Source organism: Mycobacterium sp. RTGN5 (assembly GCF_033804465.1).
Classification (GTDB): Bacteria; Actinomycetota; Actinomycetes; order Mycobacteriales; family Mycobacteriaceae; genus Mycobacterium.
In genome coordinates this window covers 1,232,832-1,256,150 of sequence record NZ_JAPZLA010000001.1, presented here as the reverse complement: position 1 = coordinate 1,256,150, position 23,319 = coordinate 1,232,832, and the positions used below count along the sequence as shown (strand labels likewise).

The 23,319-nt window shown below is 65.1% G+C and carries 27 protein-coding genes; 10 read left to right on the top strand and 17 right to left on the bottom strand.

All coding sequences use genetic code 11. The features are described 5' to 3' along the window. From SLQ31_RS06195 to SLQ31_RS06165, 7 genes are all read right to left on the bottom strand, one after another. Positions 1-1,047: a GNAT family N-acetyltransferase gene (locus SLQ31_RS06195; RefSeq protein ID WP_413641515.1), complete on the bottom strand. Its 1,047-nt coding sequence runs from the start codon at positions 1,045-1,047 to the stop codon at positions 1-3. 99 nt (positions 1,048-1,146) lie between these two features. After that, a complete protein-coding gene (locus SLQ31_RS06190) occupies positions 1,147-2,010 on the bottom strand; it encodes an SDR family NAD(P)-dependent oxidoreductase (RefSeq protein ID WP_319430572.1) in 864 nt (287 codons plus the stop codon). 20 nt (positions 2,011-2,030) lie between these two features. Then, positions 2,031-3,047, bottom strand: coding sequence for an NAD(P)/FAD-dependent oxidoreductase (locus SLQ31_RS06185; protein WP_319430570.1), 1,017 nt, complete (start codon positions 3,045-3,047; stop codon positions 2,031-2,033). Beyond that, a complete protein-coding gene (locus SLQ31_RS06180) occupies positions 3,044-3,553 on the bottom strand; it encodes an isoprenylcysteine carboxyl methyltransferase family protein (protein ID WP_319430568.1) in 510 nt (169 codons plus the stop codon). The genes SLQ31_RS06185 and SLQ31_RS06180 overlap by 4 nt, the downstream gene beginning before the upstream one ends. Then, positions 3,553-4,611 carry a type III polyketide synthase gene (locus tag SLQ31_RS06175; protein ID WP_319432875.1) on the bottom strand — a complete coding sequence of 353 codons (1,059 nt, stop codon included), beginning with the start codon at positions 4,609-4,611 and terminating at the stop codon, positions 3,553-3,555. Before SLQ31_RS06175 ends, SLQ31_RS06180 begins: the two co-directional genes overlap by 1 nt. A gap of 75 nt (positions 4,612-4,686) precedes the next feature. After that, a complete protein-coding gene (locus tag SLQ31_RS06170; protein ID WP_319430566.1) occupies positions 4,687-6,924 on the bottom strand; it encodes an MMPL family transporter in 2,238 nt (745 codons plus the stop codon). A gap of 17 nt (positions 6,925-6,941) precedes the next feature. Then, complete coding sequence (locus SLQ31_RS06165; RefSeq protein ID WP_319430564.1) at positions 6,942-7,778, bottom strand: isoprenylcysteine carboxylmethyltransferase family protein; 837 nt, start codon at positions 7,776-7,778, stop codon at positions 6,942-6,944. 47 nt (positions 7,779-7,825) lie between these two features. On the opposite strand from SLQ31_RS06165, the gene SLQ31_RS06160 reads away from it, so the two are divergent. Next, a complete protein-coding gene (locus SLQ31_RS06160) occupies positions 7,826-8,578 on the top strand; it encodes an O-methyltransferase (protein ID WP_319430562.1) in 753 nt (250 codons plus the stop codon). 49 nt (positions 8,579-8,627) lie between these two features. Here the strand turns inward: SLQ31_RS06160 and SLQ31_RS06155 are convergent, their stop codons facing one another. Then, positions 8,628-9,851, bottom strand: coding sequence for a histidine phosphatase family protein (locus SLQ31_RS06155; protein ID WP_319430560.1), 1,224 nt, complete (start codon positions 9,849-9,851; stop codon positions 8,628-8,630). A gap of 190 nt (positions 9,852-10,041) precedes the next feature. Here SLQ31_RS06155 and SLQ31_RS06150 point away from each other — a divergent pair, with 190 nt between their 5' ends. Together SLQ31_RS06150 and SLQ31_RS06145 are read left to right on the top strand one after the other, a co-directional pair. Then, entirely contained in the window at positions 10,042-10,581 is a 540-nt protein-coding gene (locus SLQ31_RS06150; protein ID WP_319430558.1) for a hypothetical protein, read from the top strand. Between the two features lie 117 nt (positions 10,582-10,698). Next, complete coding sequence (locus SLQ31_RS06145; RefSeq protein WP_319430556.1) at positions 10,699-12,042, top strand: PE-PPE domain-containing protein; 1,344 nt, start codon at positions 10,699-10,701, stop codon at positions 12,040-12,042. A 184-nt stretch (positions 12,043-12,226) separates the two neighbouring features. Here SLQ31_RS06145 and SLQ31_RS06140 read toward each other — a convergent pair whose 3' ends face one another. After that, positions 12,227-12,727: a hypothetical protein gene (locus tag SLQ31_RS06140; RefSeq protein ID WP_319430555.1), complete on the bottom strand. Its 501-nt coding sequence runs from the start codon at positions 12,725-12,727 to the stop codon at positions 12,227-12,229. On the opposite strand from SLQ31_RS06140, the gene SLQ31_RS06135 reads away from it, so the two are divergent. Both SLQ31_RS06135 and SLQ31_RS06130 read left to right on the top strand, forming a co-directional pair. Next, positions 12,690-13,688 carry a TNT domain-containing protein gene (locus SLQ31_RS06135; protein ID WP_319430553.1) on the top strand — a complete coding sequence of 333 codons (999 nt, stop codon included), beginning with the start codon at positions 12,690-12,692 and terminating at the stop codon, positions 13,686-13,688. The genes SLQ31_RS06140 and SLQ31_RS06135 overlap by 38 nt on opposite strands. Beyond that, the gene (locus SLQ31_RS06130; RefSeq protein ID WP_319430551.1) at positions 13,685-14,176 is read left to right on the top strand and encodes a hypothetical protein; all 492 of its coding nucleotides are present in this window, start codon (positions 13,685-13,687) and stop codon (positions 14,174-14,176) included. Before SLQ31_RS06135 ends, SLQ31_RS06130 begins: the two co-directional genes overlap by 4 nt. A gap of 5 nt (positions 14,177-14,181) precedes the next feature. Here the strand turns inward: SLQ31_RS06130 and SLQ31_RS06125 are convergent, their stop codons facing one another. Further along, on the bottom strand, positions 14,182-15,402 hold the full coding sequence (locus tag SLQ31_RS06125; protein ID WP_319430549.1) for a cytochrome P450: 1,221 nt from the start codon (positions 15,400-15,402) through the stop codon (positions 14,182-14,184). A gap of 185 nt (positions 15,403-15,587) precedes the next feature. On the opposite strand from SLQ31_RS06125, the gene SLQ31_RS06120 reads away from it, so the two are divergent. After that, complete coding sequence (locus tag SLQ31_RS06120) at positions 15,588-16,172, top strand: TetR/AcrR family transcriptional regulator (protein ID WP_319430547.1); 585 nt, start codon at positions 15,588-15,590, stop codon at positions 16,170-16,172. On the opposite strand, the gene SLQ31_RS06115 is transcribed toward SLQ31_RS06120, so the two are convergent. Continuing rightward, complete coding sequence (locus SLQ31_RS06115) at positions 16,061-17,197, bottom strand: hypothetical protein (protein WP_319430545.1); 1,137 nt, start codon at positions 17,195-17,197, stop codon at positions 16,061-16,063. The genes SLQ31_RS06120 and SLQ31_RS06115 overlap by 112 nt on opposite strands. Further along, on the bottom strand, positions 17,197-18,114 hold the full coding sequence (locus tag SLQ31_RS06110; protein WP_319430543.1) for a metal-dependent hydrolase: 918 nt from the start codon (positions 18,112-18,114) through the stop codon (positions 17,197-17,199). The genes SLQ31_RS06115 and SLQ31_RS06110 overlap by 1 nt, the downstream gene beginning before the upstream one ends. Before the next feature lie 90 nt (positions 18,115-18,204). On the opposite strand from SLQ31_RS06110, the gene SLQ31_RS06105 reads away from it, so the two are divergent. Beyond that, positions 18,205-18,822: a helix-turn-helix domain-containing protein gene (locus tag SLQ31_RS06105; protein WP_319430541.1), complete on the top strand. Its 618-nt coding sequence runs from the start codon at positions 18,205-18,207 to the stop codon at positions 18,820-18,822. On the opposite strand, the gene SLQ31_RS06100 is transcribed toward SLQ31_RS06105, so the two are convergent. Next, positions 18,803-19,594, bottom strand: a complete 792-nt coding sequence (locus SLQ31_RS06100; protein ID WP_319430539.1) for a hypothetical protein — start codon at positions 19,592-19,594, stop codon at positions 18,803-18,805. The genes SLQ31_RS06105 and SLQ31_RS06100 overlap by 20 nt on opposite strands. A gap of 141 nt (positions 19,595-19,735) precedes the next feature. On the opposite strand from SLQ31_RS06100, the gene SLQ31_RS06095 reads away from it, so the two are divergent. Next, positions 19,736-19,870, top strand: a complete 135-nt coding sequence (locus tag SLQ31_RS06095) for a hypothetical protein (RefSeq protein ID WP_319430537.1) — start codon at positions 19,736-19,738, stop codon at positions 19,868-19,870. Then, complete coding sequence (locus tag SLQ31_RS06090; protein ID WP_319430535.1) at positions 19,871-20,533, top strand: hypothetical protein; 663 nt, start codon at positions 19,871-19,873, stop codon at positions 20,531-20,533. On the opposite strand, the gene SLQ31_RS06085 is transcribed toward SLQ31_RS06090, so the two are convergent. Further along, positions 20,516-21,031, bottom strand: coding sequence for a GNAT family N-acetyltransferase (locus tag SLQ31_RS06085; RefSeq protein ID WP_319430533.1), 516 nt, complete (start codon positions 21,029-21,031; stop codon positions 20,516-20,518). The genes SLQ31_RS06090 and SLQ31_RS06085 overlap by 18 nt on opposite strands. Before the next feature lie 20 nt (positions 21,032-21,051). On the opposite strand from SLQ31_RS06085, the gene SLQ31_RS06080 reads away from it, so the two are divergent. After that, entirely contained in the window at positions 21,052-22,044 is a 993-nt protein-coding gene (locus SLQ31_RS06080; protein WP_319430531.1) for an alpha/beta hydrolase, read from the top strand. Here the strand turns inward: SLQ31_RS06080 and SLQ31_RS06075 are convergent. From SLQ31_RS06075 to SLQ31_RS06065, 3 genes are read right to left on the bottom strand one after another with little or no spacing between them, the layout of a single operon-like run. Next, positions 22,041-22,460, bottom strand: a complete 420-nt coding sequence (locus SLQ31_RS06075; RefSeq protein ID WP_319430529.1) for a hypothetical protein — start codon at positions 22,458-22,460, stop codon at positions 22,041-22,043. The genes SLQ31_RS06080 and SLQ31_RS06075 overlap by 4 nt on opposite strands. 21 nt (positions 22,461-22,481) lie before the next feature. Then, positions 22,482-23,183 carry a hypothetical protein gene (locus tag SLQ31_RS06070; protein ID WP_319430527.1) on the bottom strand — a complete coding sequence of 234 codons (702 nt, stop codon included), beginning with the start codon at positions 23,181-23,183 and terminating at the stop codon, positions 22,482-22,484. Then, positions 23,180-23,311, bottom strand: coding sequence for a hypothetical protein (locus SLQ31_RS06065; RefSeq protein WP_319430525.1), 132 nt, complete (start codon positions 23,309-23,311; stop codon positions 23,180-23,182). The genes SLQ31_RS06070 and SLQ31_RS06065 overlap by 4 nt, the downstream gene beginning before the upstream one ends. Between the last annotated feature and the right edge of the window lie 8 nt (positions 23,312-23,319).

Here is a 23,319-nt window from a genome sequence, read left to right as displayed (position 1 = left end):
TCAGCCGATCGCCCGGAGTACTTGCCGCACGGTTGCCCTGATCTCGGCAGCCAAGACCGGATCGATCTGCAGCGCATCACTTTTCGGCACGTCGAATTCGGTGATCACCACTCCGGGCTCCTCACGTTCCCATTGCGCGCCGAAGCGGTCGAGAATCGTCCGCATGGGCACGTTGTCGGACAGTACGCGCCCCGAGAACCGCTTCACTCCCCCAACCTCCGCCGCGATGACCAACGCGTCCATCATGAAGTTGCCGATGCCGCGGCCCTGGTACGCGTCACCGACGATGAACGCGATCTCGGCCAGCGACGGATCCGACTCATCGCGGACGAACCGCACGTCGGCCACGACCGGGCCGTCCGCGCCGTCCACGAGAACCCAGACGAAGTGGTTGACGTAGTCGACCTGGAACAGGTAGTTCATCAGCGTCATGCTGGGCGCGCGCATCGACATGAATCGGCGGTAGAGCGTCTCGCTGGAGAATTCGATCGGCCCGTTCGATGTGCGTTCGCTGTCACCGGGCAGCGCCGGTCGCAGCATCAGTTCGGTGCCGTCCTTGAGCACGATCGGGATCGGGGTGATGAAAGCCGCCAGCCGCTGCCGGGCCGTGCGCACCAAGCGCTCGCTGATGCCGGGCAGGTGGGCCAGGATCTCGAAGGCCGCGTGGTCGCCGATATAGGCGGTCAAGGGTTCGGTGACCGTCACCGTGGCTGTGCGGGGCTTGTCACGCAGCAGCGCGATCTCCCCGACGATCATGCCGGCGCACACCTCGCCGAGGACGACCTCGCCGTCGTCGCCGATGTGGCTCACCTCGGCCCGGCCGGACTGGATGAGCAGGAACGACACCGCTCGCTCACCCTGACGGGTCAGGACCTGGCCGACCGGCGCCTGCAACGGCTGCAGTTGTGCGGCCAGCGGCCGCAGCAGCTCAGGCGGACACCCAGCGAACACGTCCATGTGCGCCAACCCGTCGGTGCGCACGGTGATCAACTCTGGTGCCGCGCCCAGCGCCGACGCCAGACCGCGTTCGCCGCCGTCTGCCGTCATCCGACCTCCGTAGTCATCAACCCCGAGGCTACCGATGGGCGCGAACGACTCGGGCCGATTCGGCACACGAAATCTGCCGAACTGTTGATTACTGAAGGGCTAAAGGTGCTTCGACCGGTTGACGAACCGCCCGGCGCGCGGTGAAAATAGCCAGCCCCCACCGGCTTTCGTTCCACCGTCGACCGGGATGTTGTGGCCGGTGACGAACGCCGACAGCTCGGATGCCAGGAACAAGGCCACCCTCGCCTGATCGTCGGGCCAGCCGACCCGGCCGACCGGCGCCCATGACTGCCACAGGTGGTCGACATCCTCGTAACCGGTGAGATAGTCCACCTGCGGGGTCTGGGTCAGGTCTGTGCCGATGCCGTTGACCCGGATCCCGTGCCGGCCAAGGTCAACCGCCAGACACGTCGTGAAGTGCGCGGCAGCGGCTTTCATCGCGCCGTAGACCGGGTCGCGCGGGAACCCACGCATGCCTTCCACCGAGTGGACGTTGACGATATTGCCGCTGCCCGCCTGGATCATCGCCGGGACGAACGCGCGGGTGACCGCGAAGATGTGCCGCAGATTGATGTCGTACATCCGCTGCCAGCTCTGCGGCGTCGACTCGTCGAAGGCCACCAGCGGCCGGTAATCCCCGACGTTATTGACCACCACGTCCACCCGGCCGTGTTCGGTCAGCACCGCGTCGGCGAGGCGCGCGACGTCGTCGTCGACGGTGACGTCGATCACGTGGGTGCGGATCACGCCGCCGGCGGCCGACACGTCGTGGCTGATCCGCTCGGCGCGAACGGGATCGATCTCGGCGACTTCCACCGTGGCGCCGTGCGCGGCGAACAGCGCCGCGATCGCCGCTCCGATACCGTCACCGCCCCCGGTCACCACCGCAACACGGCCGTCCAGCAAGCGATTCCAGTCCGGAATGTCCGGGATGTCCGCGTCGCCGCGCGGGCCGTTGCTCATAGCGGCGCAGCCTACGCCGGTCAGTACGCCAGCAGGTTGACAATCCTGGTGAACGCGCTCGGGAACGCCGTTGCCGCGGGCATGATCCGCGACCGTGTCGGCGCGAACTCGACGGCGTGCAGAAGACCTGCGGTCAGTACGCGGTAGCGCCGCGACATCCGCCGCCATTGCCGGTCGTAGTCCTGCGGCCGCTCGGCCAGAACACAATTCACCAACAACTCGGCCCCGCCGAACGCAATGCCCAGGCCCTCACCGGTCAGCGCATCGACGTAGCCGGCGGCATCGCCGACCAGCATGACGCGTCCCGCGGTGCGGCCCGCCACCCGTTGCCGTAAGGGGCCGGCGGCGCGCTCGGGTCCGTGCGGGTGACCGTTCACGCGGTCACTGAGCGCACCGAATCCGGCGAGTCGGCTCTCGAAGGAGCCCTGCCGCGCTGTCAGGATCGCGATGCCGACGCAGTCGTCGGCAACCGGGGTGACATAGGCCTCGGCACCGTCTCCCCAGTACACCTCGACCCGTTCACTCCATGGCGGCACGTGGATGTGCCGCCGCAACCCCCACCGACGCGACCCTCGGCTGGGAAGGGCCAGGCCGAGCGACCGCCGGATCGGTGAGTGCAGGCCGTCGGCGGCAGCCAGGTAGCGTGCCCGAAATCCCGCGCACTGAACTGAATCCGAGTCCTGACTGATCGATCCGACATGGGCGGTGACCAGGTCGACGCCCGCCGCGCACGCCGCGTCCACCAGCGCGCTGTGCAGCGCCGTGCGGCGCACCCCGAGACCGGAGCCGGCCCGGAACGGTGCGTCGACGGTGCGTTCCGAATCCAGATACGTGATTCCTCGAAACGGCTTGCCCGGCGGCGTGATTCCGAGCGCATCCAGTTGCTGGATGGTGTAGGGCATCATCCCCTCACCGCAGGCCTTGTCGATCGGCGGCGTCCGCCGCTCGACGACGGTCACCGAGAGTCCGGCCCGCGCGGCGTGCAATGCGGTGACCAGCCCGGCCGGCCCGCCACCCGCGACCAGAAGATCGATCACGACAGGCTTGCCAGGGCGGCGTTTTCGGTGCGAATCCGGGTCCGTAACAGCGCGGCGTTCAGGACGGTGAAGACCAGTGCGGTGATCCACCCGGTGTGCACCAGTGGCAGCGCGATGCCCTCGGCGATCACCGCGACGTAGTTGGGGTGGCTGAAGAACCGGTACGGTCCGCCGACGATCCGTTGCGCACCGGGAATGACCACGACCCTGGTGTTCCACTGTTGGCCGAGCGTGGTGATGCACCACCAGCGCAAGCCTTGCGCGCCAACGACTATCGCCAGCATCGGCCAGCCGAGCACGGGCAGGAACGGCCGATGTAAACCGATCACCTCCACCAGGGCGCCGGCAAGCAGCCCGGTGTGCAGAACGACCATGATCGGATAGTGGCTCGCGCCGAATTCGATACCGCCTTGAGCCCGGCTCCAGGCGAGATTGCGCCGGGCGACGACTAGTTCAGCAACTCGCTCCAGCCCGACCGCGGCAACGAGCAGCACATACCAAATCATCAGTGCCAGCGCAGCAGCACCAGTTCCGAGCAGAACCCGGGACCCATGGCCATCATCACGCTAGGACCGGCTGACGGACGCTTGGCGATGGTGTCGCGCAGCACGTGCAATACCGAAGACGAGGAGATGTTGCCGATATCGGCCAGCGAGCGCCAGGTCAGCTCGAGTGCCTCTTCAGGCAGTTCGAGGCTGTCCACGATCGCTTCGATGATCTTCGGACCACCAGGGTGGCAAACCCACGTGCCGATATCGTCGATGCTAAGACCATGTGCGCCAAGGAATTCGGTGACATCAGTAGGTAGGTAACGCTCGATCACCTCGGGCAGATCGGCGGACAGCACCAGCTCCAAGCCGGATGCGCCGACGTCCCAACCCATGGTGCGCAACGAATCTGGATACAGATGGCTGCGCGAGTCGATGATGTCGGGGCCGCTGGCGTTGATCTGCTTGGCTCGCCGTTCACCGACCGCGACGACAGCCGCGGCCCCGTCGGCGAACAGTGCGCTGCCGACCAGTCCGGGCAATGTGGGCTTGTGCGCGGTGTAGGTCATCGAGCACAGCTCCACCGACACCAACACTGCGACGCCGTCGGGGTCTCCGCGCAGGTAGTCGTGCAGCCGGGCCACGCCTGCCGCGCCGGCCACACAGCCCAGCCCGAACATCGGCACCCGTCGCACGTCGGGCCGCATCCCCAGCCGACCGGCGATCCGGGCTTCCAACGACGGGGCCGCGACACCCGTCACGGTCGTCGAAATGACGAGGTCGACGTCCTCGGGACGCAGGCCGGCCTCCTCGAGCGCACCGGCGACCGCGGCCGACCCCAGCTCGACAGCGTGCTCGATGAACAGGTCGTTAGCTTGGCCGAAATCGGTCAGCTCGGCATATTGATCCAGCGGCAGGACGAGGTGACGGTTGTCGACCTTGGCGCTGCGGTGCAGCTTGCGCAGGATCTCTTCGTACTCGCCGTACCCGCCTATCTCTAGGAAGGCTTCGGTGATCTCAGCCTGACTGAACCGGTAAGGCGGCAATTCACCACGCACACCGGCGATAACACTGATCGGACGCATGTCTTCAACACGAGATCCCGTACCCACTGGTTCACCAGCCTTCATTGCGACCCCCTACTTCCCACATCAACCAGTATGCCGCGCCGGACCGCCTTCGCGGATCCCTACCCTTTGGTGCATCCACGCCAGCGGTTTTGGCGCCCACCAGTTCCAGCGGCCCATGACGTGCATGAATGCCGGCACCAGGACGAGCCGCACCAGTGTTGCGTCGGCAATCACCGCCAGCGCCAGGCCGAGCCCGAACATCCGCATGAACGACACATGCGCCGCGATCAGGGCGGCGAACGAGATCGCCATGATCAACGCGGCGGCGGTGATCACCCGGCCGGTGTGGGCCACCCCGAGCGCGACGCTCTCGTCGTTATCCGCCACTCCGCCTTGCGGTGACGCCAGCCAGAACTCCCTGATGCGCGAGACCAGGAACACCTCGTAGTCCATCGAGAGCCCAAAAGCTATGCAGAACAACAAAACTGGCATGTTCGCCACCAGGGTCCCGGTGGAGGTCGTGCCGAACGCACCGAGGTTGCCATCTTGGAAGATCCACACCATCGCGCCGAACGCCGCCGTCAACGACAAGACATTGAGCACCAAGGCTTTCAGCGGTAACACAATGCTGCCGGTCAGCAGGAACAGCAGTACCAACATGATCACCGCGATCAAGCCCAACACGATGGGAAGCTTGGAGATGATGGCGTCGACGCTGTCCTGGTTGGTCTGCGCCGTACCGGCGAACTCGACCGTCCGGTTACCGGGCGTACTCACGGCATGGAGTCGGTCGAGTTGATCGGAGGAACGGTCCGAGAACAGCGGAGCGGTGCTTTCCACCGTGATCAGCGCGCTACCCGACGCCAGGCCCGTGGCCGCCGACGGCGGTCCCACCAGGTTTCCGCCCACGTACGCACCCATTGGCGCGGATACGGTCGTCACGTCGTTGACTCGCGACAGGTCGGCGGCGTACCGGGCGATCTGCGCGTCGGAAAGACCGTCGGCATCAGGGATGAGGACGGGGATGGCGGTTTCGAAATTGTTGTTGAAATCGCCGCGCAGCCGATCACCCACCTGGTGGGCCGACGCCGACGAGGGCAGGACCCGGTCGTCGGGGAATCCCGGGCGCACCCCGAGGAAGGGCGCACCGAGAGTCACCAGCACCACCACACAGGCCAACCCGATCGGCACCGCTCGCTTCATCACGAATCTCGTTGAGCGGTACCAGAAGTGCTCGTCGATAGGCCGCTGTGCGGGTTCGGCTCGGCCGAGGATGCGGTGGAACAACCGGCGCACGTCGAGCGAGTCCAGCCGATCACCGAGCAGACTGATCGCGGCGGGCGTGATCACGACCGCCGCTATCGCCGCGAATGCGACAGTGGCGACGCCGGCGTAGGCGAACGATTTGAGGAAGTGCATCGGGAACAGCACCATCGCGCCCATGGACAGTGCGACGGTGGTGGCCGAGAACAGCACGGTGCGACCCGCCGTGAGCATGGTCCGCATCAGCGCGTCCTCGCGGTCTGCCCCCTCGGCCAGTTCGTCGCGATAGCGGCTGATCATCAGCAGCGTGTAATCGATCGCCAGTGCGAGGCCCATCGCGGTGGTGAGGTTCAGCGCGAAGATCGAGACGTCGGTGAAGAAGGTCGTCACCCGCAGGACGGCCAGGGCACCGAGAATCGCCACCAGCCCGACGGCGATGGGTAGTGCGGCGGCGAACACGCCACCGAAGACCCACACCAGGACCAGGAAGCTGAGCGGAATCGCGATGGACTCCATCAGCAGCAGATCGTGCTGGGATTGTTCGGTGACCTGCAGGTTCACCATCGCCGTCCCACCGGTTCGCACGACGATGCCGTCGCGGTCACGGGTGATCTGGTCGGACAGGTCTTTGGCGTAGGCCTGTTGGTTGGCCTCGCTGCCGGTGATTCCCGCCGTGATGAGGCCCGACTTCTGGTCGCGGCTGACCAGTGCGGCCGACGCCTGTGGTGGGGAGGTCCAGGCCGAGGTGATCCCGATGACGTGGCCGGAGCGCTTCAGCTGATCGATGACGTCGAGGGCGGCCGTACGTGCCGCCGGGCTGTCGTACCGATCGCCCGCGGTGACGACCACCAGCAGTTGGACGTCACCCTGGCCGAATTTGTCGGTGAGCAGGTCGGTGGCCCGCGACGATTGGGAGGTCGGATCAGCGAACCCGCTCGGGGAGAGATTCTTGGCGACGGGTACGCCGAAGATGCCGATCGCCACCATCACGAGGATGGCAACGGCGACCACCCTTCGTGGCGCGGCGATGGCTAGCCGGGCGGTCGCTCGCAGCAATGAATTGTCCTTCGGTGTCAGCCCTGCCTTCTGCTGATACGTACCCGACCAGCAGCAGGTTCACAATGCCTCCCCGAAGGACGTCGTGGCCTACCCGGCAACGGTAACCAATAGGGCACCTTTCGCGCATAGTTGTCGAACGCGGAACCGTAGATGCGGCGGTATCGAGCCTCCTTGAAAAGGGGTGCTACCAGGCAGTACGCCGTGAAAGTGGCAGCCACCGCCAGTTGGTCGGGCGTCCACGTTGGCACGGTCCAGACCGTCAGTGTGAAGGCCACGTAGATCGGCTGCCGCGTCAACCGAAAAAGTCCGGTCGTCGGCATCTTCGGATAGACGAGCCGGCGACCGCGCAACAAGGCGACCCAACCCAAGGTGCCGATTTGGACCGAAAGGCCGGCGTCGACCATCGCTTTGCCGAGCAGCAACCAGGCGCACGCATACAGCACGTCGAGAACACCTAACGCGGCTCCGTGCGCCTGCCACCAGACGGTCCCCGACGGCGACCACAGCGCAAACAGGGCGAGCACCTGAATCGACGCGACGGTGACGAACGTGGTTGGCGCCAACGTCGTGCCGGTGCCGCGTGGCCCGAGCCGGTTGACCAGTGCCCTGCCCCGCCCGGTGAGCAGCAGGGAGTGGACGAGGGGGAACTGTGCGAGCAGCGCGGCGTTGGCGATCCAGCTCCACGGCGCCGCGAGGGTGCCCAGTGAGCGGCTCATCCCGAAGTACATCGCGACCATCATCGCGCCCACACCCAACGCGAACGCGACATGGCAGATGACGCCATAGCCCACCGCTACGAATATCCGGCCGCCGCGTCCCCCGGCGGCCGGCGATGATGAATCTGCCAGCACACAATCCCTCTTCAGTGGCACCCCCGAGCACAACGTAGCGTGGGGACATGAGGCTTGGCCAGCGTTTTCCGCTGCTGCGATGGTCGGTGGTACGCACCGGCATCGGTATCCGCAATTTCAACAGAACCGGTCAGATCGGTGACGGCCGGGAGGCGGCAGCGGCCGATTACGTCGAAGCCAACGCCCGCCGTGGTGACATCGACCACGTGCTGGCCACCATCGACGAGTACGCCTACGCGAAGTCGTTTCTGGTTAATATCGGCGACGAGAAGGGGACCCTGCTCGACGCCGCGGTGCGCCGTGCTGATCCGCGCCTGGCACTGGAGTTGGGCACCTACTGCGGCTACGGCGCGCTACGGATCGCCCGCGCCGCGTCGTCGGCCCAGATCTTCTCCGTCGAGCTATCATCGGCGAATGCGGCAGTGGCCCAGCGGATTTGGGCGCATGCAGGCGTCGAACAACGCATCACCTGCGTGGTGGGAACGATCGGCGATGGCGGACGAACCCTCGACGTGCTGCGTGATGAGTGCGGATTCGCTTCAGGCACATTGGATTTCCTGTTCATCGATCACAACAAGAACGCCTACCTGACCGATCTGCTCAGCATCGTCGAGCGCGACTGGCTACGCCAGGGTGCCATCGTCGTGGCCGACAACGTCGGCTTTCCGGGCTCCCCGAAGTACCGGGGCTTCATGCGCGACCAGCAAGGTAAGGGCTGGGAGACAGTGGAACACCGCAGCCACATGGAGTACCAGAGTCTGATTCCCGACCTGGTGCTCGAGTCGCGGTATCTGGGCTGACAACGAAACGGACCCCTCCACGCCAAGCGGAGGGGTCCGAAATCGTTTGTCAGGCAGCCGCTTTATGCGCGCTGGCCCGCCGGCTCGAGCCGGTGCCCTTCTTGGCGCCGGCGTCAGCCTTGCCGGTTGTCGCGCTCTGGCCGTCCTGGTCCGACGCCGCCGGCGACGAGCCGGCCACGCGGCCGGCGCCGACCTTCGCGGGCTCGACCTTGTTGCCATCGGTCAGATCCGTCGCGCCGGTCGCCGTCTCGTCGGTTGCCACGGCGGCCGCGGTCGACTTGACCTTGGTGGCAGCGGGTTTGGCCGCTGCCGCACCCGGGAGTGCACCACGGATCGCCTGCGCGATGTCGGTGACCGAGTCCTTGACGAAGTCGACGCCGGCCTTCGCGACGGAGATCACACCGTCACGGATGGCGGCCACAACCTTGGTGAGATCGCGGGACTTGACGGCTTGCACGACGTTGTAGACCGCGGTCTGCGGGGCCACGACCAGATTGCGGAGGTTGACGAACAGCTGGCCGCCGAGCGACGGATTCTGGCTGATCGCAATGCCATCCCAGCTCTGCAGCATCCAGCCGTCGTCCGGATTGCCCGTCACGACCACGACGGCGGTGTTACCAAGGGGGTGCGTGAGCATCAGCAGGACGTCCGGGTTGTCGACGTTCATCATCGTCCAGACCATGATCGTCGCGCCGTGCGAGAAAAGCAGGGGCTTGGTGTCACCTCCTGTGATGACGTCGTCGATCGCTCCGTTGACCCGCGCCTCGAATCCATTGCCGGTTTCTCCGCCGGGGATAGGCAGGCTGCGCAGCCCGAGGGTCCAGGCCACCGGGATCAGGAAGTAGCCGATACGGCCCAGCCCGCTGTCGATGGGCGAACCTTCGAAGATGCCCGCGCTGATCTCGTGAATGCCCGCCTCCTCGTGCACCGGGAGGCCCGGCAGAAGGGCTTCCAGCGGCGCAGCGGTCTGATGGGTGCGGATCATGTTCGAGACGTAGATGCTGTCGTAGCCGCCGTCTTTGAGCTGCTGCGCGATAGCCTCCGCCTGCTGCTCGCCAAGATCGGTGAGCACCGGCCCTGGCACCTTGGTGTCGATCCCGGCACCGGCGACGTTGCCGTAGGACTCGCCATGACGCACCCAGGTGAGGGTGATCGAATCGGCAGCCCAGGCGGGCAGCGCCGACGCCAGGAGCAACGCGACGGCCGAGAGGACCGTCGCAAGTGCCTTCAGTGCGCGGCGCGGCATCGGCCGAGCGCCTGCGTGATCTCGCATCCCAAACTCCATCTCAAATCCCCCGACAGTGGTGCAACGCCCAGACAGTATCGACTGTGCGCTCGGTCACAGTACACAATCGGAAATCTGTCTACAAACGCCCTGGCCGCGGTCTCAGAAAACTAACGATCTCGTGGATTCTCGGCATCGGCGCTCGCCCGCCCGCATCCACCGTGGTGTCGTGGAAGCAATGTCCTCTCACACAATCCGCGCCGCAGGCATTGCGGCGGCCGCGGCATGCTTTGCGCTGCTCGCGACCGCATTACCGCAGGCCGGCGCCGCCCCCGCCTTCGATTCTCAGGGTTATCTCGACTCCACGGCACGGTGTGCAGACGCCGCCGTGCTGTTCGGCAGCACCGACAGCTCACGGGTTGCGATCTGCAAGACGTCCGGTGGATATGAGTACCGCGGCGTCCGGGTGCGCGATGGCGCGAAGCTCGTGGTGTCCGCATCCAGCGCCGGCGGCGGCTCGTACACCGCAGCCAACGACGGCATCACGTACACCGTGAGCTCGAGCTCGCTGGCGATCAGCTCCGGCGGCAGCGTGGTTCGCACGGAGTCGTGGGTGGATTTCCACGGCCCGCAGTCTCAGTCCTCGACCTCGACCTCGACCTCGACTTCGACGTCATCGGCGCCGACGACGTCGGTCACACCAACAAGCACCACCCCGACGTCGACGACACCGTTGCCGCCACCACTGCCCGCCGAAGTGGGTGGCGGCCACCGCTAGAGCGGGGACGTCTGGCAATCATGTGGCAGTGCCAGACATGACCGGCTCGGGGGTATGACAGCGAATTGCCAGGAGTTTGCCTTGCGCATAGCTCGCGTTACTGCTGATATGTGATCCATGCATCGCGCCCGGCGCTTGGTCGCCCCTGTCCTCGCCTTGTTCGCGGCCGTGATTCTCGGGATCGGATCGGTACTCACCTCGGCCGTTGCGCTGGCCGCGACCACCGGTCTGATCGTGCCCGGCACCGGGACGTCCAACGCGAACCTCGTCGACGGTTTTCTGACGAATGTTCGCGATTACTACCTTGGCGCAACCTCGTGCGACACCTCATGCGATCTCCAGGGCATCAACTACCCGGCCTCGCTGTGGCCACTGGTCGGCGGGCTGCAGGGCGACAAGTGGGACGACTCGGTGGGCACCGGCGTCACGCACCTCAACGGTGCGCTGATCCACGAACTGACCGCCACCAACGACGACGTCGTGATCTACGGCTTCTCTCAGGGCGCGGCGGTGGTGTCCAACGAACTGCGCAACCTCACCTCGCTGGACAACTCGCTGAAGCAGCGGTTGCAAGTGGTCATCGCCGGCAATCCGTACAAGCCCAACGGTGGCATCTTCACCCGCCTCGGTTTCCTTCAGTACATCCCCGGGCTGAAGATCTCGACCGATGTGCCGACCCCCACCGACACCACCGGCGGCCTCCTCGGGGCCCTCCCGATCCCGGTGACCGATATCGCGTTCGAGTACGACCCGGTCGGCGACGCCCCGGCCTATCCCCTCAACGTGCTAGCCATGGCCAATGCATTGCTGGGGCTGGTCTACATCCACACCACCTACATCGCGCCCAACGGCAACACCAAGCCGTGGGTACTGCCCGACGGATACACCAACGCCGAGCTGCAAGACCAGCTCAACCCCCTGCTGCACCCGGAGAACTTCCAGTACTACAACAACACCACCTACATCACGATCCCGACCAAGGTGCTACCAATCATGCAGCCGCTCATTGGGTTTGGTAAATGGACGGGCACGTCCGCGATCGTCACGCCGATCGTCGACCTGGTGTCTCCGGCCCTGCGAGTCATGATCGACACCGGCTACGACCGCACCGCCAGTTCGGGCCAATACACGACGTTCGGGCTGATCCCGAGGATCAATCCGATCACGTTCACCAAGGATCTGATCGGCGCAATCCAGCAGGGCATCCACGACGCGGGCCAGGACATCGCGGGGCTGCAGCCCCCGTCCGCCCCCGCGCTTCCGGCCAGCAGCAGTGCGGCAGCGGTTCGCGCGGCGCTGCCCAAGGCGACGCCGAAGCTGACCGCGGTCGCACCGGCGGCCACCGCGGATCATGCCGTGCCGTCACGCAAAAAGGTTGCGGCAGCGGCAAAATCGGCGACCGCGGGTGACACCGCCAAGCCCGCTCGCTCGACGGGTTCGTCCCACCGCGCCGCTGCCTGAGTCCGTCGGGCTGAGCCGCAGAAGAGCCGCCCGGCATGTCCGCCGCCGGGCGGCTCTGCCGTTTCGTGACCGAGGCGGCAAGGGCCAGAACAGTTTTGGGAGTTCCTGTCGATTACCTGGACAGTGACGAGTTTTCGTGGACAGCGTCAATATTTGCTGTTACGTTCTCCACGTCTGTCGCGAGTTACGCAAGGGGAAGCATGCCGAAGTCGGGGTCGTCAAGGAACAATCGCGTCGCAGTCGGGCTCACCGCGCGGATCGGCGCGGCGGCGTTGGTGACGGGCTTGGCGCTCGCCGGCCCCCAAGGGCTGGGTGTTGCCGGCGCCGACGCCGGCTCGAGTAAGGCCGGCTCCTCGAACAGCAATGCCTCCACCTCGTCCGCATCTAAGGCTCCCCGCAGCGGTGGTTCCGGAGCCCGGTCCGCTCGGTCCGGCGCGGCTGCCCACGCGACGATCACCGCCTCGTCGAACGCGGCGCCGAGCGCGGCGACCGTCGCCCCCAGGCTGGCGGCGACACCGTCGGCGTCCGCTGATTCGTCATCGTCGAAAGTCCAGTCCAGCCAGAGCGCGCGCACGGCAGCCCCGGTGAACGTCACGCCCTCGGCGGGCAAGACCACGCCGTCGGCGGCGCTGACGGTCTCGGGCCCGATGACCCCGGAGACCCTCCTGGCGGTCTTCGTCTCCAACGGAACTCTGTCTCATCCCGACGCGGGTTTGTTGATCGGCAACGGGTTCAGTTTCGACGGCGTGACCTGCGCCGCGGCCACCAAGTGCAACGGCGGCAGCAGTGGTTTGCTGTTCGGTAATGGCGGCAACGGCTTCAACGGCGGCGTCGGTGGAAACGCGGGATTGATCGGCAACGGCGGAGCCGGCGGTCGCGGCACCACCAGCATCAACGGCGGTAATGGCGGCAACGGTGGATCGGCCGGATTGCTCCTCGGCAATGGCGGCGAGGGCGGTTCGGCGGCGACCAGCGCGACCGGTGGCAACGGCGGCAGGGGTGCATTGTTGTTCGGCGTCGGCGGTCGCGGCGGGATCGGCGGCCCCGGAACCGTTGAGTGCGCGAACACCGAATGCCACGTGACCAACTGGGGCGGTGTCGGCGGTGTCGGCGGCGCAGCGGGGTTGTTCTTCGGTCGCGCAGGCGCGGCCGGGGCTCAGCCGCTGGCGCAAGACTCCTGGCTTTTCCAGGGATACACCGCGGCGTACCCGGTCTACGTCCCAGTACCCCCCGCGCCGGCCCCCGGCCAGATGCAGATCAACCCCAATGGCTCTGGCGCGGTCTACCCCAATGACCAAGACCCCAGCAAGCCGTACGCCATCCCGGGCACAATCGTCCCCGACATCCAGCTTCCCGCAGGCACTCCGATCGGGCGCTGGGGCTACCCCGGCGGAGCGTTCCTGGCCCCCGCAGGCACGCACTTCGCCCAACTGTCGCTGCCCCCGGCCAGCCAGGTCTCGCCGTACTTCTCGTACGTCGTGAAGGACCCGTCAGCCCTTCCCCCCGGCATTCACATCGAGCAGTCCCAGGCCGCTCCGTGGTTCGGTCAGCCCGGCGGAGCGATCCAATACCGCCTCACGTACGCGGACGGGACGGACGCACCGGTGCAAGCACTGCTTGATTCCGGGTACCTCGGCTACGCGTGACCGAGGCTGCCGACTTTGGCCGGCTGTCCCAAAACTGGCTTTACTGGTCGGAATTGGGACAGCTCACCAATCTGTCGGTATCGACGTCCTGCCCCGACTGCACCATCCTTTTCCACTCGGATGACTACTCGGTTCATCTTCGCCACGACGACGACTGGTGGGTCGTCGACACCGTCGATGACCGGCACCAGCGACAGAACGACACGGCCAGGTTCTCCACGTATGACCTCGCCGAGAAATATTTGGTCTGGGTGTGGGCTTCGACCGCCAGAAGTGTTGTCCGCGCACCCATTCTGGGCCCCACGCTATATGCGCAGGGATTCGCTTCTGGTGTCGAGGCGATTCCCGTAAGCGAGGGAATCTACGAGTTGCGATCGCCCGAAGGACGGGCAGTGCTCAGGGAACCGTATGCCACGATATTCAGCCATCTGATGCACACATCCGAAGAAGACATTGAGCGGATGGTCCGGGCCGACCTCGGCGGGTAGCCCAGTCAGGCAACTGTGAGCTGGAGCCGCTCGAGGCGCCGCACCAACAGACTGGGTAGCCATCTCCCGACTTCGGCCGCCTCGATCGCCGAGGTGCGTTCGAGCAGTTGCCCGATGACGGTTCTGGCCTCCAGCCGGGCGAGTGCCGCTCCGATGCAGAAGTGCGCGCCCTTGCCGAAACTGATGTGCCCCTTGCCTTCCGCTCTGTCGAGCCGAAACACGGCGGGGTCGTCGAAGTGGGACGGGTCACGGTTGGCCGCGCCCCACAGCAGGAGCAGGCGTGAACCAGCGTGGAGCTCGGTGCCGAGCAGTTCGGTGTCGTTGACGACGTGGCGGTAGTGCCCGCGAAAGGGCGGCTCGTAGCGGAGCACCTCTTCCAGGAACGCCCCGAGGAGCTCGGGGCGGTCGCGTAGTTGTTGTTGAATGTCAGCGCGTGTCGCGAGAAGGTAAGCGGCAGAACCGATCAGCGAGGCCGTGGATTCGCCCCCGGCGCTGAAGAGCGTGATCATCATCGTCAACGCTGCCACGTCGCCCAGGTCGCCGCTCGAGCATGCCGAGGCAAGGTCGCCTAGCAGGTTGTCCCGGGGTTGTGCTGCGGCCCGGCCGAACTGCTCGGAGATGTAGGTACTGAGCTCCAGCACCGCGACGCGCGCGGAGTCCATCTGGGCTTGGTTCACCAAGCCTTCAACCATTTGGGTGGCCGCGTACCCCCACTCGATGAGCGTGTCGATATCAGTATCGGGCACCCCGATGATCCGGCCGACGATCATCATCGGGAGACGATTTGCCATCGCGCTCATCCATTCGATACCACCGTGTTTCGCGGCCTCCTCCCACAAGCGCGTCGCGGTGTCGGCGATGTACGGCTCGAAGGCGCGGATGCGCTTGGCGGCCAACTGCGGTAGCAGCAGCTTCCTGTGGACCGAATGCGCGGGCTCGTCAGCAGTCGCCAGCGCCTGTACCTCCCCGCCGAGTTCGCCGATCTCGAAAGCGGTTACCGCGCCGCCGGGTTCATACATCATCGTGGCGGTCAGGTTGGACGAGAAATCGCCGCTCCGTGCGACCGCCTCGTTGACGGCCGCCCAACTGCTGATGGCGTAGAAGCTCGACTCCCCGATGCGGTGGACGTGTCCCGCCCGATGCATCTGGGCGTAGAGCTCGTGCGGATCCTGGATGTACCGGTCCTCGAACAGCGCCAGCCCGAGCCCGGTATCCGCCAGTGTCATCTCATCACGCTGAGCCCCGAGCACACGCTGCGTCAATCGCGATCGACAATGTCGCGAACCGAGCCGCCAGCTAGGTCTCTGGGTTGTCTCATCAATGCTTATTGAGCTGGGCAAATAAATAGATCTCGCGACATTGGTGTCTCACAATTGCGAAGATATCGCCACAGTGATGCAGGGAGGCAGGCATGGTTCGGGACGACTGGGTACTCGGTGGCGATCGCCGAACCGCGGCCGCGGATCGCATCTACGCAGCCGCGACCGACCTCGTCATCCGCGAGGGGCTGGACGCCCTCGACATCGACACCGTGGCGGCGACGGTCCACTGCTCGCGCGCAACGGTCTATCGCCACGCCGGGGGCAAGGCTCAGATTCGCGACGCGGTGCTGACGCGCCTGGCGGCCGGCATCGTCGACAAGGTCCGGCGCGCCGTCGAGGGTCTCACCGGTTCGGATCGGGTGATCGTCGCCATCACCGTGGCACTGGAGCAGATCCGATCTGATCCGCTGCGGCGCCTGATGTTCAGCGCAGGCAACCTACTGGAGGTGAGGGGATTGCATTCCTCCCCGGTGCTCGCTCATCTTGCCGCCGAGCTCTCCGGGATCACCGATGACGATCCGCAAGCGGCGCAATGGATCGTGCGCATCGTCGTATCGCTGGCCTACTCGCCGATTGCGAGCGTGCGCGAGGAGCGCGAGGCTCTGGGGCGCTTCGTGGCGCCGGCATTCGAGGCGACCGCCAGCGCTGAGACCAGGAAACAGACCACGGCGTAAACCAGACTTCCCGTCGGCGTCCCGTCGGAAGTGATGCCGTTCGCCGCCGCGAAATAGTCACCGAGCGCACTGACCCACAGTGCTCCCAGGACAATCAGATAGATCGGCCCGAAGATGCGGACGAATTCGTTCGGCTCGAGATCGTTTCGGGTGCGCAGCCATTGCCGGACCAGTACCGGCACCGCGATCGCCGCGACGATCGCCAATTCGGCTGCGAAGACGGCTGCTTGCGCCGTGGTGTTGGGTGTGTCGCCGCCGAATAGCGAGGTGGGAATGCTCAGTATCACCAATCCCAGTGGCACGAGAACGCCCGCAAGCGTCGTCCGCCAGCCCAGCCCCCATCCCCGCGGAGCCGACGGCCCGCTCTTGCGGCCGACCAGCAGCATCACCAGCAGGGTCACCGCGATCGGGCCGAGTACGGCGAAGATGAACATGCTGGACATGGGTACCGATGCGAACATCGGATGGTTGATCGGATTGGCCGTGTTCCATGCCCACCACCGAAGCTGCGGACCCAGTTGATCGAACACCTCGTAGAAACAATGGTGCACGAAGCCGACGCAGATGGCGCCGACGACCACGCCACGATCACGGAAAACCCCAAGGCCACGGACGATTTCGAAGGCCAGGGTGATGACCGCGGGATAGAGGGCGACGATGTACAGCGGCAGCCGATCGAACAGGAACTCCACGGTGAAGACGTTGTGGGCGAACACCACCCCGAGTTGATCCTGGATGCCGAACACGGTCGGAAAGTACTGGGGAATCTCGATCACGAACAGGTAGATCACGGTGGCACACCACAGCGCCAGGTTGATCGGATCGCCGTGCCGGCGCAGCCGCCGGATCGAGTAGGCAAGCGCGAGAACAGCGCCCACCACCATCATCAACTCCAGGACCGGCAGGGTCCAATTGCTCAGCGCCAGCGGGTTGCGCAGGTGAATGAACGCCGGCGCATGCTCACACGTGAATCCGCCGAGCGGTCGGGCTATCGCGTCGAAGGCTGGAGTGCATTGTTCGGCCATCATGCTCCTGGAGCGACGGGTTGACTTGTGTACCAGCGCGTTATGTCGTCGCCCGCTTTCCAGCGGGCGAACCACCGGTCGGCGAACTCCGGCAGTTGGTCGTTGGCGGGATCGTGAAAGGGGGTCTGGCTCATCAACACCCGGCCCGCCGCGATGAGGCGCTCTCGACGCGGGACGGTCGCGAACGCGTTCGGCGTCGATGCCGTGCGGCGCGCGAACCGTTGTTTCACTGTCTGGCGCATGCCGAACGCCGGCAGCAGGGTGCGGGCATCGACCTTGCGATCCGCCTCGGGGACAGCCTCATTCACCCCCTCGGCGATGATGCGCATCACGCTCATGAGATGGCGCACAACGGCAGGCAGCGCCCTGATCCGATACCAGTTGTCGCCGATGGCCGCGTCGTAGACCACCAGGGCCGAACTGCGGTGTTCGACCTCTTCGACGAAGTGCCACATCAGCAGCGACGCCACCCGATCATCGCCGGGGCGAAACAGGGTCGCCTCGTTGTCGAGCATCATCTTGAAGCTCGGCGTGAACGTGGCTTCCAGGTCGGCGACGTAGGCCAGCCGGAACTTGAGCGGCGTGGTCTTGGTGACGTGATCGAAGCTGGCAATCGCGTCGTCAAGGGTGTTCGCGAGGCCAGGGTACCGGCGGATCAGCGCGGCGACATGCTTGCGGTGCGTGCTGGAATGCTGAGCCTCCTGACGCAGGAAAGCCGTTGCCTCCGCGGCGGCCTCGGGGTCGGTGATCAACGGCGCGGCCTCTTGGACAGCGGCCACGATCATCTGCTCGAAGCAGACCGCGATGATCGACGTCGCGTTCATGAAGAACGAGAACTGCGGGTTGGCCGGATTCCACTCCCACGGCACGTCGCCGGTGAAATCGAACTTGGGCCGCCGGACTTCCAGGGCCGTCATCGCGCCTCCGTCGACTAGTCATTACACACAATGCTCAGTTGTGTGTCATGTGTGTATTCTTGGAGCAATCGGACGGAAGAGTCAAGGCTGATGGCGCGAAAAGGTTGGGGCGGTTCTCCGCCCGCCGACGACGCCGAAGCGCGCAAGCGGATCATCGACACAGCGTTGCGCCTGGTCGACCGGCGGGGCGCGGCGCGGACGACCGTGTCGGACATCGCCGACGAGCTGGGCATTACCCGCCGAACCGTGTATCGCTACTTCACCGGCACCGACGAGTTGTTCGCCGCCGCCGCCGAGGCCGCGCTCGGAAGTTTCGTCACCCAGATCGACCGGGTCGTTGCGGATATGGACGTGACCGGGCAGCTCGTCGAGGTCGTCGCCTACATCATCGAGCGGCTTCCGCAGGAGCCTCAGCTGGCCCTGCTGCTGGCCAATGACCGTTCCAATATGTTCAGCCGGGCGATGCTGACCCCCGATGTGATCGCACGCTGCCGGGCGGTACTCCACCACGCCCAGATCGACTGGGATCAACTCGGCTTCGACGATCGCATGATCGACGAACTCGTCGAGCTTCTGTTGCGAATGATCCAGTCGATGGTCATCGCACCACCGGACCCGCCGCGCAGCGGCGCGGAACTTCGAGCGTACCTTCACCGGTGGATCGGCCCGGCGCTGACGCCCCGAGCCTCTACCGGGTCGGCTGGTTGAGAACTGAAATCACCTCGTACAAGGGATCATTCGTTGTCGCAACGCCCCCGATGAACGGGTGTGACAGCTGGAGGATGAGGAACAGGTTGGTCGCGACGATCAGGCCGACGACCGCCACCATCGGATAGTGCAGCGACGCCTTCTCGACCCCGTAGATGATGACGGTGCCCAGCACCATGGCACTGGTCAGGAAGATGACCGCCCACAACGGCCATGGCGGTCCGGTGTCGTCGCGGGTGATCAGCAGCCGAATGGTCCGGGCCTGACTTATCTTGTCCAGGTTGGCGTAAGACGTCGACAACAGACTCTTCTGACTGTCGGTCGCCGCGTTGACCTGACGGTAGGCCGCCGACAACTGTGCCAGCGCGGCGTCGGCGTCCGGTGTGCGAATGCCAAGGTGACTGTCCCACTCCACGATTGCGGCCTTCTCGTAGCCGAGCAGAGCCTGCCTGATCCGGTCGGCGTCGGACTTCTCGAAAACGTTGACATCCCTGGCCATTTCGACTCCGGCCGCTCCTTCGGCCTGTGCGTTGGCGTCTGTGGTGTTGATCTCTCCCCACATCGACGAGACGATGAAACCGATAAAGAAGGCATAGATGAAGCCGATGAAGCTGTAGGTGAATTTGGTGACGTCGTTATGCTCGTCACGCTTGAGAGCGGGGAACCACCGGCGCACCCCTGTGACGAGGAGCATCGCTCCCCCGCCGATGACGACGATCAGGCCGACGAGAAGCAACCCCGGCGGGATATTGCTCACAATCCATCCACTCATCGGCGATCCCCCAACGGATATGCGGCTACTCGGGCGTTCCACGACTCTATGGGGTCCACCGATCGGTGGACAGCCGATTCACCCGGAGACGGTCCGACCGGCGGATAGCCCGGGCGTGTGACGCGGGCAACAATTGTTCCCATGACGAACTCGCACACCACCCGGGAGACCGTGGCCGTCGGCCGGCTGACGATCACCAGCAATGGACGCTCCGCCGACCAGATCTGCTTTGTGAAGTCACACGGCGACGCGCTGTGCTTCGTCCGGGCTCGGTAGATGTCCGCGACACTCGATGGTCGGCTCGAACACGCGTTGATGTTCACCGCGCCCTACGTCATCGACCGGCTGGTGATGGATCGGGTCACCGAGACCCCAGCGGAAGCTGAACAACTCTTTGCCGAGGCCAAGCGATATCTGGTGCTGTGCGCGGTAACCCCGGAGATGTCGTTCGGTATGTATTCGTCGATGGTCGATGCGGCCTGGCACACGTTCATCCTGTTCACCGCCGAATACGCCGAGTACGGTCACCGCTATTTCGGTGACTACCTGCACCATTCCCCGGTCGACGATCACGACACCGAGGCGCCGCTGCGGAAAGTTGGTTCTTTCAACGACTTTCAGCAGCGGTACCAGGAGCTGTTCGGACAGCCACTGCCGGCACTCTGGTACGACGACATCAGCGTGGTCCCAACCCGCCGCGTTATCAACGATCGTGCCGGAATCCTGATAGCGGATTCCGACTACCACACCGTCCGGCTGATCGACGGCACTGGAGCCACGGTGCTTTACGTCGATGCGCTGGCCCGTGACGCAGTTGACTTCATCGCCAGGACCCGCGATTTCTATGTACGCGAGTTACCAGGGGATCTCACCGATGACGAGAAAGTCGGCGTCGTCCAAGCACTCGTCCGGTCGGGAGTATTACGGGTGGCGCCCTAGTGCGGTCACGTACCTGACCTCGTCGACGAGGTTGCCGTCGATCGCGTCGGTCCGTTCACGCCCGTCGGCGCGCCAGCCCATCCGTTCGTAGAACCGCCGAGCCCGCGTATTCGCGGAAAGCGCCCAAAGAAGGGCGCGTTCATGGCCGGCCTCACTCAACCGGGCGCACGCGGCATCAACGAGCGCGCCGCCGATCCCGGCGCCCCACTGTGGCGGGTCGACATACAGCGCCCACACCTCTGCGCTGCCTGCCAGCTCGTCGTCGGGTGATCGTCCGAAGGTGACGTGCCCGCATATCGCGTCACCGTCGACCGCGACCAGGCTGTGGCGCCCACTGCGTTCTGAGTCGAAGCTGTACCGGCTCGCCCACACTTCGGGAAGCAACCCGTCGAGGTAGTCCTGTGCGATCAGACCGCGGTAACCGGCCTGCCAGGACCGGACATGTGACTGCGCCATCGCCATCGCGTCATCGGCTGTTGCGTCGCGGACCTCGACCACCTTGGCACCATACTTCTGAGATGGACACGTCACTTGCCAAGCTCGGCTTCGCGGAGAAGTACTTTCACACCGGCGATGTGATCCTCAATTATGTCGCCGGCCCACCGAGCGGCCCGCCGCTGGTGTTCATCCACGGGCAGTCAGTGACGTGGGAAGAGTACACACTGATCATGCCGTTGCTAGCCAATCGGTTTCAGGTGTACGCCGTTACGCTGCGCGGTCACGGCCGATCGAGCTGGACTCCGGGTTCCTACACCTTCAACCAACTCGGACACGACGTCACGAGGTTCCTGCGTGATGTTGTCGGCCGGCCCGCAGTTGTCGTCGGCAACTCCTCCGGAGGTGTGCTCACCGCGTGGCTTGCCGCCAACGCCGCCGAGCACGTCATGGCGATCGTCCTGGAGGACCCGCCCTTGTTCCGCTGTGACTGGCCGAATATCAAGAGCACCGCGGTGTATGACACCTTTCTCGCATTCAGCCGCGTGGCCGCTGCCGGTGGCGGCGGCTATGCCTACTTCTTTCGCGAGCACCTGATAACCACGCTTGCTCAGGCCGCAGGCGTGATGAACGACAAGACACCGCCGAAGGCGGCGCTGGCGGCCGTCGCCCGGCTCATCGCGGTCAAACAGGCGCTCTCCCCGGGGCAACCGATTGACTTCCGGTTCCTCCCGCGGCACATGCGCATCATGATCCGCGGCACATCGCAATTCGACGGCACCTTCTCGCGAGCCTTCGTCGACGGCACCGTCGGCGCGGGGTTCGATCACGCGGAGACGTTGGCGCGGATCACCCAACCCGTCTTGTTCCTGCACGCCAATTTCTTTTTCCACGAAGGGCGGCTGATGGGCGCGCTGGACGACGACGATGTCGCGCGCGTGCAGTCGCTGGTGACAGGGCCGTGGGCGTACATCCGGATGGACTGCGGACACGTCATCGCACTCGATGCACCCGATGTCGAGGCACGGGAGATCGTGGCGTGGTACGACCGCGTCGTGGCCGGGGGACCCGCCTAAGGCGCGTGCTGTTGCGCTTGCCGCGCTATGCGTTCGTCGTGAATGCGGACCAACTCGCGGAACCCGATCCGGTGGTACTTCGGGATCGGCTGGATGCCCCACTGGTCCTGAGCGGTGTCCTTGGCCTCGGCGCCTTCGGGCGGACCCAACGGCGGGTACGGGTATTTGCACTCCAGCGTGTCGTCGGAGTAGCGGACCTTCAGCAGCTCACTACAGATCTCGGTGAGACTCAGCGTCGGGTAGCCGTAATAGATCGCCATGAACGGCAAAGTGAAGGCGCCCTCGACGACGAGGGCGATCAGGCACACCAGCACCGCACGCTTGATCCACTTGTGCATCCGGGCGTAGTACGGCGTGGTGCCCGGCGGGAGGTCCTCGACCTTCTGATCTTCCGCGGAATCAGCAGATGTCGTCACAACTTTGCTCCTTAGATCTGTTCAGTCGGAGAAGATTTCGCGGTTGACCGTGTGCAGATACGGAATGGCCAGGAACGGGGTGATGTAGAAGATGTCGTAGAGCCACCAACCGATCACCGGCAACACCACACCGGCGTAACGGACATCGGCATACATCGTCATGTTGAACACGTAGCCACACCAGATGACAACGCCCATCCAGCAGGTCACGATCATCCACTGCTGACCCCACCGCTTCATCTGCAGAAACCCGATCGCCGCGGCGCAGCGCATGGCGAACACAGTGAGGATCAGCCCAGCGACCCAGGCCTTTTCACCCGGGCCGGCCGCCCCACCGATCCACAGTTCGTTGTAGTGCCAGAAGTAACCAGCATCGAACATGGCGCCCCAGCCGACCATCAACACCCGGTTGATCAAGGTGTGATTGGCAACGAGATCCAGCGCCCAGCCCAGGCTGTTGAGCGCGCCGTCGATCAGGACGAGATAGCCGATTAGTGTGACGATCATCGGCCGAACCGACAGACCCGACCGTAACGCTTGGCGCTGCAGCCAGACTCCGCGCATAAAGATCGGAAAGCCGATGAGGCCGGGTGCCCACATGCCCATCAGGGCGGCGCCGACGATCATCCATTTGTCGGCGCGGCGTTGCGCCAGCCGCGACTGCTCGTGATGATCGTCCAGGCCGGCCGAGCTGTGGGCACCGCTGACCGAGGATGCGGTCATAAATCCCACCAGCCGCGGGCGAACGACATGTAGAGCTGGATTCCGAACATCGTCAACAGGTAGCCATAAATGACGAGCTGCACGATGATGAGCGCCCGCTTACGCTTGCGCTCCTTCTGATCGACCACGTCAGTCC